The organism is Flavobacterium azooxidireducens, from assembly GCF_023195775.1.
GTDB classification, from domain to species: Bacteria; Bacteroidota; Bacteroidia; order Flavobacteriales; family Flavobacteriaceae; genus Flavobacterium; species Flavobacterium azooxidireducens.
The window spans coordinates 771,986-785,865 of the sequence record NZ_CP096205.1 but is presented as its reverse complement, the minus strand read 5'-3'; the positions used below and the strand labels follow the sequence as shown (position 1 = coordinate 785,865).

General features: G+C 34.1%; 13 protein-coding genes. 7 read left to right on the top strand and 6 right to left on the bottom strand.

Annotation, left to right across the window (positions count from 1 at the left end; translation table 11 throughout):
• Window positions 1-3: 3 nt before the first annotated feature.
• The 3 genes from M0M57_RS03500 to M0M57_RS03490 all read left to right on the top strand — a co-directional run bounded on the left by M0M57_RS03500 (window position 4) and on the right by M0M57_RS03490 (window position 2,654).
• Window positions 4-1,296 (top strand): phenylacetate--CoA ligase family protein, encoded by a 1,293-nt coding sequence (locus M0M57_RS03500; RefSeq protein WP_248435418.1) that lies wholly within the window; start codon window positions 4-6, stop codon window positions 1,294-1,296.
• Between the two features lie 33 nt (window positions 1,297-1,329).
• Complete coding sequence (locus M0M57_RS03495) at window positions 1,330-2,142, top strand: zinc-dependent peptidase (protein WP_248435416.1); 813 nt, start codon at window positions 1,330-1,332, stop codon at window positions 2,140-2,142.
• Window positions 2,143-2,234: 92 nt separating this feature from the next.
• Entirely contained in the window at window positions 2,235-2,654 is a 420-nt protein-coding gene (locus M0M57_RS03490) for a CBS domain-containing protein (RefSeq protein WP_248435414.1), read from the top strand.
• A gap of 115 nt (window positions 2,655-2,769) precedes the next feature.
• Here the strand turns inward: M0M57_RS03490 and rpe are convergent, their stop codons facing one another.
• From rpe to M0M57_RS03460, 6 genes are all read right to left on the bottom strand, one after another.
• Window positions 2,770-3,435: a ribulose-phosphate 3-epimerase gene (rpe, locus tag M0M57_RS03485; RefSeq protein ID WP_248435413.1), complete on the bottom strand. Its 666-nt coding sequence runs from the start codon at window positions 3,433-3,435 to the stop codon at window positions 2,770-2,772.
• 481 nt (window positions 3,436-3,916) lie between these two features.
• Window positions 3,917-4,780 (bottom strand): sigma-70 family RNA polymerase sigma factor, encoded by an 864-nt coding sequence (locus tag M0M57_RS03480; protein WP_007804760.1) that lies wholly within the window; start codon window positions 4,778-4,780, stop codon window positions 3,917-3,919.
• Window positions 4,781-4,858: 78 nt separating this feature from the next.
• Window positions 4,859-7,276 carry a TonB-dependent receptor gene (locus M0M57_RS03475; RefSeq protein ID WP_248435411.1) on the bottom strand — a complete coding sequence of 806 codons (2,418 nt, stop codon included), beginning with the start codon at window positions 7,274-7,276 and terminating at the stop codon, window positions 4,859-4,861.
• Window positions 7,277-7,413: 137 nt separating this feature from the next.
• Entirely contained in the window at window positions 7,414-9,576 is a 2,163-nt protein-coding gene (locus tag M0M57_RS03470) for a polyribonucleotide nucleotidyltransferase (RefSeq protein ID WP_248435409.1), read from the bottom strand.
• Between the two features lie 166 nt (window positions 9,577-9,742).
• Window positions 9,743-10,012: a 30S ribosomal protein S15 gene (gene rpsO / locus M0M57_RS03465; protein ID WP_112086130.1), complete on the bottom strand. Its 270-nt coding sequence runs from the start codon at window positions 10,010-10,012 to the stop codon at window positions 9,743-9,745.
• Window positions 10,013-10,106: 94 nt separating this feature from the next.
• Window positions 10,107-10,562: a GAF domain-containing protein gene (locus M0M57_RS03460; RefSeq protein ID WP_248435407.1), complete on the bottom strand. Its 456-nt coding sequence runs from the start codon at window positions 10,560-10,562 to the stop codon at window positions 10,107-10,109.
• Between the two features lie 71 nt (window positions 10,563-10,633).
• Between M0M57_RS03460 and xrtF the strand changes: the two genes are divergently transcribed.
• Genes xrtF through M0M57_RS03440 form a run of 4 tightly spaced genes read left to right on the top strand, consistent with a single transcriptional unit; the run spans window position 10,634 to window position 13,841 of the window.
• The gene (xrtF, locus tag M0M57_RS03455; RefSeq protein ID WP_248435405.1) at window positions 10,634-11,188 is read left to right on the top strand and encodes an exosortase family protein XrtF; all 555 of its coding nucleotides are present in this window, start codon (window positions 10,634-10,636) and stop codon (window positions 11,186-11,188) included.
• Window positions 11,166-11,609, top strand: a complete 444-nt coding sequence (locus M0M57_RS03450) for an exosortase F system-associated membrane protein (RefSeq protein WP_248435404.1) — start codon at window positions 11,166-11,168, stop codon at window positions 11,607-11,609. Before xrtF ends, M0M57_RS03450 begins: the two co-directional genes overlap by 23 nt.
• 38 nt (window positions 11,610-11,647) lie before the next feature.
• Complete coding sequence (locus M0M57_RS03445) at window positions 11,648-12,481, top strand: restriction endonuclease (protein WP_248435402.1); 834 nt, start codon at window positions 11,648-11,650, stop codon at window positions 12,479-12,481.
• Between the two features lie 4 nt (window positions 12,482-12,485).
• A complete protein-coding gene (locus M0M57_RS03440) occupies window positions 12,486-13,841 on the top strand; it encodes an MBL fold metallo-hydrolase RNA specificity domain-containing protein (protein WP_248435400.1) in 1,356 nt (451 codons plus the stop codon).
• Window positions 13,842-13,880 lie beyond the last annotated feature (39 nt).

Sequence of the window (13,880 nt, the reverse complement as noted above, 5' to 3'; positions counted from 1 at the left end):
AGAATGATTCCAGCAATAGAAAAGGCTTCGGTTGAAGAAATTTATGCATTTCAGAGTGAAAAGCTCAAGGAATTGTTGGCTTATTTGAATCAAAATTCACCTTTTTACAAACGACTATTTTCTCAATATAAAATTGATGTTGATTCAATTCAATCACTGGAAGATTTGCAGCAAATTCCGGTGACCACTAAAACGGATTTACAGGAATTTAACGACGACTTTTTTTGTGTTACCCGAGACAAAATTATTGATTACGTTACCACTTCTGGAACATTAGGAAGTCCGGTAACTATTGGTTTAACTGATAATGATTTGGAAAGATTAGCCTATAATGAATCCATTTCTTTTCAATGTGCCGGAATTCAAAAAGGCGATGTAGTTCAGTTGATGACCACGATGGATCGACGATTTATGGCCGGATTAGCTTATTTTTTAGGTTTACGAAAACTAGGAGCGGGTGTCATTCGAGTGGGTTCCGGAATTCCTGAATTACAATGGGATTCCATTTTAAAATACAAACCGGCCTATTTAATTTCAGTACCTTCTTTTTTATTGAAACTGATTGAATATGCCGAAAATCATCAAATTGATTACAAATCATCAAGTGTAAAAGGTGTAATTTGCATTGGCGAAGCCTTGCGTGATCAGGATTTTAATCCCACTTTGCTTTCGGATAAAATCACACAAAAATGGCCTATTCAGTTGTTTTCTTCTTATGCTTCTACAGAAATGAGTACGGCTTTCACCGAATGTGAAACTTTTCATGGCGGTCATCATCATCCGGAATTAATTATTGTGGAAGTGTTAGATAATGACAATAAACCCGTTAAACAAGGCGAAACAGGAGAGTTGGTCATTACCACATTAGGAGTAGAAGCCATGCCGCTTTTGCGATTTAAAACCGGTGATATTGTTCAGTTGCACACCGATGCTTGCCAATGCGGAAGAAATTCATTGCGTTTGGGTCCGGTGGTTGGTAGAAAACAACACATGATTAAATATAAAGGAACCACTTTGTATCCGCCGGCTATGCACGATTTGCTCACTTCTTTTGAAGCAATTGAAAACCATGTTATCGAAATTTTCACTAACGATTTAGGAACAGATGAGATTTTAATTAAAATTGTTACTCTCAATAATTCGGAGGAATTTATTCACGAAGTGAAAAATCATTTTAAAGCAAAATTGAGAGTTACTCCAAAATTGGAAGTGGTGACTAAAGAAGATTTATTACCGATTATTTTTTCTCCGGAAAACAGAAAACCAACTACGTTGATTGATAAAAGAACGAATTAGTAAATTGATAAAATAACCAGAAAAAGCATAGTGATGGATGACATGAACGTTTTTATTTTGGTTGTTTTATTATTAGGATTTGTCTTGATTTCAATTGTTGTTTTTTATGTTGTAGAGTATTTTTATGCCAAACTATTTCACAAACCAATTTTTGTACATTTCTATTTTATACCAAAAAAGTTGACACAAGAGCAACAGCGAATTTTGCGACAGAAAATTACTTTTTATAACCGTCTATCCAATAAAAAAAAGAAACATTTTGAGCATCGGTTGGCTACTTTTATGGCCAATTATCAATTTATTACCAAAGAAGAATTGGTTTTAAATGAGGAAATAAAAGTTTTCATTTCAGCCACAGCGGTCAAGTTAACTTTTGGAATGCGAAAGTATTTGATCGATGTTTTTGATAAAATTATAATTTACCCTGAGCCTTATTATTCCACTTCTAATGATGCTTGGCACAAAGGCGAATTTAATCCGAGAATGAAAGCCATTGTCTTTTCATGGAAAGATTTTTTGGAAGGATATGAATACCACAATGATAATCTGAATTTAGGTTTGCATGAATTTGCACATGCCATACATTTTCACGGGTTGAAACGAACAGACAAGAGCTCAATTCTTTTTGCCAGAAATTATAATGCAATTTTAGATTATACGGCTCAAAAACAGGTGGCTCAGAAATTAATAGAATCTAATTATTTTCGAATTTATGCTTTTTCAAACAGTTTTGAATTTATAGCCGTTTTGTTGGAACATTTTTTTGAAACACCGGATGATTTTAGAAGAGAATTTCCGGAATTGTATGAAAAAGTAAGAAAAATGATAAATTTTCAGTTTGAATAAGATACAAAAAAAGTCTCAATTAAACTATGATATCTGTCATTTGTGTGTGTTCATTTAATGCTGAAATTTGTTTAGAATTAAAGTAGATTAAGATGAAAAAGCAGGTTCCGGTTTCGACCATAATGACAAAAAATGTTATCAAACTCAATTTAACGGATGATTTGACTAAAGCAGAAATGCTGTTTAAAAAGCACCATATTCGACACATTCCGGTTGTCAATAGCAATAAAATTATCGGAATGTTAAGTTATACGGATTTACTGCGAATTTCATTCGTAGATGCCGTTGACGACGATGATGAAGTGGTTGACGTAACTGTTTATAATATGTTTACCGTTGAACAAGTAATGGCAAAAAAGTTAGTGACAGTTGCACCGGAAACCACCATCAAAGAAGTGGCAGAAATTTTATCTACAAGAGAGTTTCATGCACTTCCCGTTGTGGAAGGCGATTTGTTGGTTGGTATTGTGACAACTACGGATATTATAAAGTATTTGTTGGAACAGTATTAGGGAATTTAATTTTTAAAGCTTTTCGAGAATTGATTTGTGTGATTTCTCCATGCAGTGTGTCATTTCGACGAAGGAGAAATCACATAACGTTAAACTTAAATTTAGTTCAAAAATTCTAACAATTTTCCAACAACTTCTTCAAATCCGATATTGTCTGAGTCGGATTTTCTGATTTAAAAACAAAGTTTCCTGCCACTAACACATCGGCTCCGGCTTCGGCTAGTTGTTGGGCATTTTTATTGGTTACTCCACCATCAATTTCAATTAAAGTTGAAGCGTTGTTTCTTGTGATGATTTCTTTTAGTTCTTTTACTTTTTTATAGGTTTTTTCGATGAATGATTGTCCTCCAAAACCAGGATTGACACTCATTAGACAAACCAAATCAATGTCGTTAATAATGTCTTCTAATAAACTAACCGGCGTATGCGGATTCAAAGCAACTCCAGCTTTCATTCCTTCGGCTTTAATGGCCTGAAGTGTTCTGTGTAAATGTGTGCAAGCTTCATAATGCACAGTCAGGTTGGTTGAGCCTAATTGAGCAAATGTTTTGATATAGCGATCGGGATCGACAATCATTAAATGCACATCGATTGTTTTTTTGGCATGTTTAGCAATAGCTTCTAAAACCGGCATTCCGAAAGAAATGTTTGGCACAAAAACCCCATCCATAATGTCGATGTGAAACCAATCGGCCTCACTATGATTAATCATTTCAATATCGCGTTGTAGGTTGGCAAAATCGGCTGCTAAGACAGAAGGAGCAATTAGTGTGTTTTTCATTGTGTTGTTGTTTGTAGGGACAACTCGCGAGTTGTCCGTACGAGTTGTTTGTGCAAAAGTAAAATTTTAAAGGCAAACGGGGAAGTCTTTTGTTTAAAACCTGAATTTTCTTTTCAGCACTGAGTTGCGTGAAGGATTGAGCAATTGTTTGAGCTCTTTTTTTATTGTGTAACGCAGTGGAACAATGAAAAAAAGCGAGTGCGAAAGCCTGACCCGTAGCTTGTCGGAGGGGCACGCCCAAATAAAACATTAATTTATATAAAAAGCAAAACTCCGGAAACCCGAGCGAAGCGAACAGACTGGAGTTTTGCTTCCTAAAAAAGCAAAACTCCGGTAATCAGCCGGAGTTTCAATCATCAATCAAAAAACGAACAGTTTAAACTGTTTGTAATTTTACTATTTTTAGTATATACGTGTCAATTTTAGACTCGCAAAATACGAATTACTTTTATAAATCAAAGGCAATTGGTATAGAAAAAATTTATCCTAAATAAGTTTTTAATATTTTACTTCTTGAGGTGTGTTTTAATCTACGGATTGCTTTTTCTTTAATTTGACGAACACGTTCGCGGGTTAAATCGAAGGTTTCTCCGATTTCTTCTAGGGTCATTGGGTGTTGATCGCCTAAACCAAAGTACAAACGAACTACGTCTGCTTCTCTTGGGGTTAGGGTTTCTAATGAACGTTCGATTTCTGTGCGAAGTGATTCATGAATCAATTCTCTGTCAGGATTTGGTGACTCACCTGAACGCAAAACGTCATATAAATTTGAATCTTCACCTTCAACTAAAGGAGCATCCATGGATAAATGACGACCGGAGTTTTTCATTGACTCTTTTACATCATTTACAGTCATATCAAGTTCTTTTGCAATTTCTTCAGCAGAAGGTGGTCTTTCGTTAGATTGCTCTAACAAAGCATACATTTTGTTGATTTTGTTGATAGAACCAATTTTGTTTAATGGCAAACGAACGATACGCGATTGTTCTGCCAATGCTTGAAGAATCGATTGACGAATCCACCATACTGCGTATGAAATGAATTTGAATCCACGGGTTTCATCAAAACGTTGTGCGGCTTTTATAAGTCCTAAGTTTCCTTCGTTAATTAAATCGGGAAGTGTAAGTCCTTGATTTTGATATTGTTTAGCAACAGATACCACGAAACGCAAATTAGCTTTGGTCAACTTTTCCAAAGCACGTTGATCGCCGGCTTTGATGCGTTGAGCTAACTCTACCTCTTCATCGGCTGTAATTAAATCAACCTTTCCAATTTCTTGTAGGTATTTGTCTAGGGAAGCAGTTTCACGATTAGTAACCTGCTTGGTGATTTTAAGCTGTCTCATTTATTTTCTACTTGAATAATAGTTTCATGTAGTTATACGTAAAGAGATATATAAAAGTTACAAAAAGCAGAAAAAAAATTATTTTAGGCGATCTTTAATTTCTTCGTTGCCTGTTTCTCGTTGGTTTACTGTAAGTTTTTTATTTCCAAATTTATAGGTTACACCCAATAAAATTTTTCTTTCGTCATAATAGCTGTTGTTGAGTTGTCCAACATTATTTACAACACTAGTGAAATCGGCTTGGTAACTTCTGAAAACATCGGAAGCCATTAGAATAAAGTTCAATCCTTTTTCTTTGATAGAATAACGAAGTCCAAGATCGAGTTTGTTGTATTGTGTGGCGGAAAAATAGTAATCTCTTCGGGCACTATGAAATTCATAGTTTACCTCGGCTTTGAGTGATTTGTTTTTGTTTAAGTTGAATGTATTGTAAGTGTAAAAATGATATTGAAATCCATTTCTTGCTTCAGTGGGAACATCTTTGATAAAGGCTGTTACATTGTTGTAGCCATTGATTGTGTTTGAACTTTCCCACCAAGAAATTTTATCAAAATAGTAAGTGATAGTACCACCAAATTGGTATCGATCTACGTAATTATCTCTGAAATAGCGTAATGTTGTTTCGTTATCGTTTGTTTCAACGATGGGTAGTTGCATACTTCCGTCAATTGTATTGGAATAATAAATTTTGAAACTTAGGTTTTCTTTGAAATTGTAATTTATTTCATAATTGTCTGTAAACGAGGGTTGTAGAAATGGATTTCCTTCTGCGTAGGTAAATGAATTTATATACACTTTAAACGGATTCAAATGCCAAAAGATAGGGCGACCAATTCGTTTGCTGTAATTAACTGAAAAATTGTGGTTTTCGTTTGGGGTATAAGTGAGATACATCGTTGGAAAAATACGGTCGTAACTGAAATTGTTTTCCTGATTTTGTGTGACATCCAGTGAAGTTGTTGTGCCCTCAACAATTGTGTTTTCATACCGAAAACCGATTTGTGTTTGCCATTTTTCGCTGAGTGATTTTTTAAAGTTTACATAGGCAGATTGCGTGTTTTCAGAATAATCAAAATCGTTAGTTTGATTAATGTCTAAAATTGGAGTTCCGCTGGAGAGATTAAAAAAAGCAATATCACTTTTGTTTTTTACAAAGCTTAACTTTCCACCAAAACCATAGGTTGCCCATTTGGTTGGTAAATCGAAATCTATTTTTCCGCTGTAGTTTAAAATGTCTTGCAAGCTTGTGTTATTAGCGATAAAACTTGAACCAATTTGAACATTTTCAGGTGAAAATTCACTGGTTGTAAAAACTCTGTTTTGATCATCTGTATATTTAAAATAATCAAAATCAACCGAAATTTGTTTGCCTAATGTGTCAAGTTTTTGAACATAGTAAACGTTTAACGTGTGATTAGAACTTTCATTTTTATTGAAACCATTTGTATAAAAAGTAGAAGTAATGTCGTTGGAAGAATTATCTCTAACAGCCGTGATATTTCTGTCGGCCGTATCCGGATTGTCGAGTAATCCGATGTATTTTGTTCCAATACTGGCTTTATCAGAAATTTTATAATCTAATGTAAAGGCTAGTCGATTGATGTCGCGGGTGTCTTTTCTTTTGGTGCTTCCTTCCCAACTTTCTGTTTCAAATTGGTTAGATAAGTTTTCCCAATATTTATCATGTCCGGTTTGTCTGATGTAATCGGTAAAAAGACTTAATTTATTTTTATTAAAAGTAAAACTCACTCCGCCCAAATAGGAAGGATACGAATTTTGCATGTAATAATTACGAAGATTTACTGCCCAAGAATCTTCGGGAGCTTTTTTTAATTTGATATTGATTAAACCACTGTTTCCCTGTGCATCATATTTTGCCGGTGGAGTTGTAATTACTTCAATGTTTTTGATATTTTCTGAACTAATACCTCGCAAATAATTGATTAATTCGTTACCGGATAAATTGACCATTTTATCATCAATCATTACACTAACAGTACTTTTTCCAACAATGCCAATTTGATTTCCTGAAATAAACACACCTGGTGTACCTTTTAGTAATTCAAAACCATCGCTGCCGGTAGAACGGATACTGTTTTCTACATTAAAGACTGTTCGGTCTACTTTGTTTTCAATAACCCGTTTTTTGGAGGTAACTTCAACTTCTCTCAATTGCGTAGAATTGTCGAAAGATTCAAGCGTACCTAAATCGATATTTTTATCGAGGTTAAAATCAGTTTGATAAATAACTGTTCCAACAAAATAAAAACGAAGAGAATATAAACCCGGTTTATTTTTAATAGTAAAGTTTCCATCACTATCAGTAATGGCAGAATTAACTATGTTTCCCTCACTCAACAATATAATTTCTGTTCCTTCAATACCTGTTTTGTTCTCGTCGATAATTTTTCCTGTAATTGAATATTCCTGGCCTAAAACAGTTGTTAAACATAGTAAATGAAGAAGAAGTATTGTTCTTTGTATTGAGGAAGTCATAGTTTTTTTTGTGGCTTGTTATTGCAAATATATAATAATTGTTAATATATTCACAAATGTAGTAGTTGAATTACAAATAAATCCACAAAAAAACCCGATTCTGTTTTGAATCGGGTTGAGATATGAGTTAATTAAAATTAATCCTTTTTAGGCGTAATTTTATTTTCTTCTGATCTTGGAGGTCTTGGCAAAAGAGCTTTTCTTGACACTTTCTCTTTTCTTGTTTTTGGATCTACGCCTAAGTATTTCACTTGGAATATATCGCCCATGTTTACCACATCGGTTACATTTTCGGTTCTTTCCCAAGCTAACTCAGAAACGTGTAATAAAACTTCGTTTCCTGGAGCGGCAGTATATTCTACAACAGCACCAAAATCTAACATTTTAATTACTTTTACTTCGTAAGCTTCACCCATTTGTGGTTTGAATAGTAACGAATCAATTTTAGCTAAAACTGCTGCAATTCCATCCGGATCTGTTCCTAAGATTTCAACAACACCTTGCTCATCTACTTCGTTAATAACAATCGTTGTTCCGGTAGCTTTTTGTAATTCTTGAATTACTTTTCCTCCAGGTCCTATTAATGCACCAATGAAAGCACCCGGAATGGTACGCATGATGATTTTTGGAGCGTGTTTCTTAACATCTTCTCTCGGAGTAGCAATCGTTTCAACCAATTTGCTTAAAATATGTAAACGACCTTCACGAGCTTGATCTAACGCTTGCTCCATGATGTCATAACGCAATCCGTCAATTTTGATATCCATTTGACAAGCGGTGATTCCGTCTGCTGTTCCGGTTACTTTAAAGTCCATATCACCTAAGTGATCTTCATCACCTAAAATATCAGACAAAACAGCAAATTTTTGACCATCTGTAATCAATCCCATCGCAATACCTGAAACAGGTTTTACCATTTGAACTCCTGCATCCATTAAAGCCATTGTTCCTGCACAAACTGTTGCCATAGAAGAAGAACCGTTTGATTCTAAAACTTCAGAAACAATTCTGATTGTGTAAGGACATTCGGCAGGAATCATATTTTTTAAAGCACGTTGAGCCAAGTTTCCATGACCAACTTCTCTTCTGGATGTTCCTCTTAACGGTTTTGCTTCACCGGTTGAGAAAGGAGGGAAGTTATAGTGCAAGTAGAATTTTTCTTCACCTTGTTCTGATGGAGAGTCAATTTGATTTGCTTCTCTTGAAGTTCCTAAAGTTACAGTAGCTAAAGCTTGTGTTTCACCACGTGTAAATAAAGATGAACCGTGAACAGATGGCAAATAATCGATTTCACACCAAATTGGTCTGATTTCAGTTGTTTTTCTTCCGTCTAAACGAATTCCTTTTTCAAGAATTACATTACGAACAGCTTCTTTGTTTGTTTTGTAGTAATATTTTCCAACTAAACCGGCTAAGTCTGCATTTTCTGCATATTCTTCTTCAGTAAATAAAGCTTTACACTCTTCTTTCACTAAAGCAAATTTTTCAGTTCTTTCGCTTTTTCCGGAAGCTGCTTGAGCAATTGCATAACATTTGTCATACGCAGCTGCTTTTACTTTGGCATAAACTGCTTCATCTTCAGGTTCACCTTCGTAAGTTCTAATTTCTTTTTTGCCAAAAGCTTCTTGTAAACGCAATTGAGCATGAATTTGAACTTTGATAGCTTCGTGAGCAAATTTAATGGCTTCCACCATTTCTTTTTCTGAAATTTCTTTCATTTCACCTTCCACCATGGCTACTGAATCCAAAGAAGCACCAATCATCATATCGATGTCTGATTGTTCTAATTGAGTTCTGCTTGGGTTGATGATAAATTTTCCATCAACACGAGCAACACGTACTTCAGAAATTAAATTGTAAAAAGGAATGTCAGATACTGCTAAAGCTGCAGAAGCTGCTAAACCAGCCAAAGCATCAGGCATTACATTTTCGTCATGACTCATTAATTGAATCATTACTTGTGTTTCTGCATGATAATCATCCGGGAAAAGTGGACGTAAAACACGGTCAACAAGACGCATGGTTAATACTTCACTGTCGCTAGGACGAGCTTCTCTTTTGAAAAAACCACCCGGAAATCTTCCTGCAGCAGCAAATTTTTCACGATAATCTACTGTTAAAGGTAAAAAATCTACGTTTGGATTTGCTGTTCTGGCAGAAACAGCTGTAGCTAAAAGCATACAATCGCCTAGGCGAACCACTACAGAACCGTCTGCTTGTTTCGCTAATTTTCCGGTTTCGATCGAAATGGTTCTTCCATCTCCTAAATCGATAACTTCTTTCGTTACGTTTGGAATCATAAAAATTCTAATTTGGTATTAATTATTAGGTTTCGTTGTGTTGTTGTGTGTAGTTGTTGTGTAACCCAATGAAAAACCAAACTTTTTTATTCCCTACCCAAAAGGTTAATGGGAACTTTACTTTAAAATATATAAAACAAAAAGGGGCACAAAGCCCCTTAGTTGATTATTTTCTAATTCCTAATTCTTTAATTAACTCACGATATTTTACAACATCTTTTTTCTTTAAGTAGTCAAGAAGACTTCTTCTTTTACCTACTAAAAGTACTAATGAACGTTCAGTGTTGTAATCATGACGATTTTTTTTCAAATGCTCAGTTAAGTGAGCGATTCTAAAAGTAAAAAGGGCAACTTGTCCTTCTGTAGAACCAGTGTTTTCAGCTTTTCCTCCGTGTTTTGCGAAGATTTCCGCTTTTGTTTCTTTCGTTAAATACATTCCAATATTATATTAAATGATTTTTATGTATGAATTTAGGATTTTCCTAATTCGGTTGCAAAGGTACTTTTATTTTTTAAATGGACAAGTTTTTCTAAAACAACTTTGCAACTTCTTCGTTTACAAATTCCAGAAATTTTTCATCTTTTTTAGAGAATGGATCCAGCACATGACTGTCGATATCGATTTGACCAATGTTTTTTCCGTTTACAAAAAGCGGAACAACAATTTCAGACTTTACGGTAAAACTACAAGCGATATAATTTTCTTGGGCAGAAACATCAGGGACGACAAAATTTTTGTTGGAAACGGCTACTTGACCGCAAATTCCTTTTCCAAACGGAATAACGGTATGATCGGTTTCTGCTCCAACATATGGTCCTAAATGCAGAGTTTGGGCTTCGTGATTGGCAAAATAAAATCCGACCCAATTATAATAATCTACTTCGTCATGAAGTAACTGACAAATTTTTTGTAGTTTTTCTTCTCGTGAAAGATCAAACAAAGTTGAAATTTCACTTATTTTTGGTTTTAGGGCATCCAAATTCATAGGTTAAATTTTTTACAAAGTTAAAACTTCAAAACTGCATTAATTTACATATTTTTGTTAAAAATTACGTTTTGAAAAAATACATAATTCAATATAAGCCATTTTTGATTTTTTTATTAAAATTCTTCTTGAGTTATCTTATTCTAACGTTTTTGTATCAATTTTATTTGAATTCCTTTGATAGTTCTTCGTTAGAAGTAGATTCAATTACGCAACTAGTTAGTGTTCAAACGCAACAAACTATTGAACTTTTTCAATATAATTCGTATTTAGAGCCTCATCCCAAACAAAATTCGACCATGCTTTTTGTAGAAGGAAAAAATGTTGCCAGAGTTGTTGAAGGTTGTAACGCCATTAGCGTAATTATTCTTTTTATCGCTTTTGTGATTGCATTTAAAGGAAATTGGAAAAAAACAGTATTGTTCATCTTGGCGGGTTCAATTCTAATTTATGTACTCAATATAATCAGGATTGCGTTAATAGCCATTGCTTTGTATCATTATCCACAACATGAACATCTTTTGCATGGCGTTATTTTTCCGTTGTTTATTTATGGCGTTGTGTTTTTGTTGTGGGTGATTTGGGTAAATAAATTTTCAGTTTATGCAATACAAAAAAAAGCCTAAAATAGTTGATTTCCTTTTGATTGCATTATGCGTGCTTGCTTTGGCATTCATTCGTTTTTTTGAAGAAACTTTGTTTTATGATCCATTTTTAAAGTATTTTAAAAGCGACTACCTCAATTTGCCTTTTCCGGATTTTAATGGTATCGGACTTTTTTTTAGTTTGTTGTTTCGCTATGTTTTAAATGCTTCTTTATCTATTGCGGTGATTTATTTTTTGTTTAAAGATGTATCGCTTACCAAATTTGCTTCGATACTTTATCTGTTGTTGTTTATACTTCTGATTTTGATGTTTTTTGGCGTTGTTTTGTTTTTTGATGAAAAAAGCAATTTTATACTTTTCTATGTGCGAAGATTTATCGTTCAACCATTATTTTTAGTGCTTTTTGTTCCCGCTTTTTACTTTCAAAAAAAACATTCATAACTCTTTTTTTTGTACCTTTAAGGTAAGATAAATGAGTTATGAAAGTCACTAAATTTTCAGGCGAATTAGTTTTATTTGATAAAGAAAAACTTCAACATTCTTTGCGAAAATCAGGAGCTGATGAAAATGCTGTATTTCAAGTGATGCATGAAATCGACAAGCAATTATACGAAGGAATTCCAACCAAAAAAATTTACAAACTCGCTTTTCAATTACTTAAAAATTTTTCCAATTCTCATGCGGCTCGTTATAATTTAAGATCGGCAGTGCAAGCTCTTGGTCCCGCAGGGTTTTATTTTGAAAAATTTGTTGCAAAATTATTTGAATTAGAAGGATATCAAACACAAACCAATTTAATTTTGGATGGAAAATGTATTTCTCATGAAGTGGATGTTTTGCTCAAAAAAGGAAATGTAGTTTCGATGATTGAATGTAAATTTCATGGAAACCAAGATGCAAAATCCGATGTGAAAGTTCCGCTTTATATTTTATCTCGATTTAATGATTTAAAAGAAAAAGAGTTTTCGGTTTTTAATGCTAATTACCAAATTGAACATTGTTGGATTGTAACCAATAATCGATTTACCGATGATGCCATAAAATTTGCAATTTGTTCAAACTTGAATTTATTAAGTTGGGATTATCCAAAAGGAAACAGTTTGAGAAACAAAATAGATTCTGCTCAAATTTATCCTGTGACTTGCTTGACAACTTTATCGCAGCTTGAAAAAGATAAATTATTAATGCAAGAACTCATCACCGTGAAAGATTTGATTAATAAATCGGAATGGCTTTCAAAAATCGGGTTGAGTAAAAATCGTATCAAAAACATTCTAAAAGAAGCAAATCAATTGTGTAATGTAATTCATTAAAATCATGAAAATTCATTTTTTAGGAGGAACAGGAACCGTGACAGGATCAAAAACATTGGTCGAACATAATGAAACCCGCATTTTAATCGATTGTGGTCTGTTTCAGGGAATCAAATCATTGCGTGATTTAAATTGGCAACCGTTGGCAATCGAACCTGCTACGATTGATTTTGTGTTGCTCACGCATGGCCACCTTGATCATTGCGGTTGGTTGCCGTTATTGATAAAAAATGGTTTTAAAGGGAAAATATTTTGTACCGGTCCAACCAAACAAATTGCCAAGCTCATCTTAACCGACAGTGCAAAAATTCAGGAAGAAGAAGCATCAAAAGCAAATCAGGAACATTTTTCTAAACACAATCCGGCCGAACCTTTATATACTGTAGTTGATGCAGAACGAGTAACATCTTTTTTTAAAGTGGTTGAAAAAGATATTGAAATTCGTTTAACAGACGAAAGTTGGTTTACCTTTTTTCAATCCGGACATATTTTAGGAGCTTGCTCAATCAAATTAAATATAAATGAAAAAGTTTTGGTTTTTTCCGGAGATGTGGGTCAAGAAGATGATGTGTTGATGTATCCGCCCAAGAAACCACAAAAAGCCGATTATGTGTTTTTAGAAAGCACTTACGGCAATCGTCTTCATCCACAAAATGATGTGTTGTTGGATTTGGAAATGATTATCAATACAACCATCAACCGAGGAGGAAATGTGGTGATTCCGAGTTTTGCAGTCGAACGTGCACAAACAGTTATGTATCTTCTTTGGCAATTGCGTTTGCAAAATCGAATTCCGGATATTCCTTATATTATTGATACGCCAATGGGAATTAAAGTATTGGATATTTTTAATGATAATCCGAAATGGCATAAATTAAATCCAAATCAATGTGAAGAAATGTGCAGTATGTTTTCGATGATTTCCGATTTTGAAGACACTGTCAATGCCATTTATGACAAAAGACCAAAAGTGGTTATTGCCGCAAGCGGAATGATTACCGGTGGAAGAGTTTTGTCTTATTTAGAACGATACATCGTTAAACCTGAAAATACCGTAATGCTGGTTGGGTATCAAGCTGAAGGAACTCGCGGAAGAAAATTAGTAGAAGGAGCCAAAGAAATCAAATTTTTCGGAAAATATTATCCGGTTGAAGCAGAAGTTGTCTTGGTAGAAGGGCTATCCGCACACGGCGACCAACAAGATTTACTTAATTGGTTGAGCGAATTAAAACAAAAACCTCAAAAAATATTTTTAGTTCACGGCGAAAATGAAGCGGCCGACACCTTACGAACAAAGATTTTTGACACGTATGGAATTGAAGCAACTGTTCCGCTTTTGGGTCAAGTTGTTGAGATTTAATTCAATTAACAGATTTTTTTGAAGCTAGTAATCAAAAAA

What these genes read in the sequence shown, in the direction of transcription:
- M0M57_RS03500 (WP_248435418.1), top strand. Translation starts at nt 4, where the DNA reads ATGATTCCAGCAATAGAAAAGGCTTCGGTTGAAGAAATTTATGCATTT.
- M0M57_RS03495 (WP_248435416.1), top strand. Translation starts at nt 1,330, where the DNA reads ATGGATGACATGAACGTTTTTATTTTGGTTGTTTTATTATTAGGATTT.
- M0M57_RS03490 (WP_248435414.1), top strand. Translation starts at nt 2,235, where the DNA reads ATGAAAAAGCAGGTTCCGGTTTCGACCATAATGACAAAAAATGTTATC.
- rpe (WP_248435413.1), bottom strand. Translation starts at nt 3,435, where the DNA reads ATGAAAAACACACTAATTGCTCCTTCTGTCTTAGCAGCCGATTTTGCC.
- M0M57_RS03480 (WP_007804760.1), bottom strand. Translation starts at nt 4,780, where the DNA reads ATGAGACAGCTTAAAATCACCAAGCAGGTTACTAATCGTGAAACTGCT.
- M0M57_RS03475 (WP_248435411.1), bottom strand. Translation starts at nt 7,276, where the DNA reads ATGACTTCCTCAATACAAAGAACAATACTTCTTCTTCATTTACTATGT.
- M0M57_RS03470 (WP_248435409.1), bottom strand. Translation starts at nt 9,576, where the DNA reads ATGATTCCAAACGTAACGAAAGAAGTTATCGATTTAGGAGATGGAAGA.
- rpsO (WP_112086130.1), bottom strand. Translation starts at nt 10,012, where the DNA reads ATGTATTTAACGAAAGAAACAAAAGCGGAAATCTTCGCAAAACACGGA.
- M0M57_RS03460 (WP_248435407.1), bottom strand. Translation starts at nt 10,562, where the DNA reads ATGAATTTGGATGCCCTAAAACCAAAAATAAGTGAAATTTCAACTTTG.
- M0M57_RS03450 (WP_248435404.1), top strand. Translation starts at nt 11,166, where the DNA reads ATGCAATACAAAAAAAAGCCTAAAATAGTTGATTTCCTTTTGATTGCA.
- M0M57_RS03445 (WP_248435402.1), top strand. Translation starts at nt 11,648, where the DNA reads ATGAAAGTCACTAAATTTTCAGGCGAATTAGTTTTATTTGATAAAGAA.
- M0M57_RS03440 (WP_248435400.1), top strand. Translation starts at nt 12,486, where the DNA reads ATGAAAATTCATTTTTTAGGAGGAACAGGAACCGTGACAGGATCAAAA.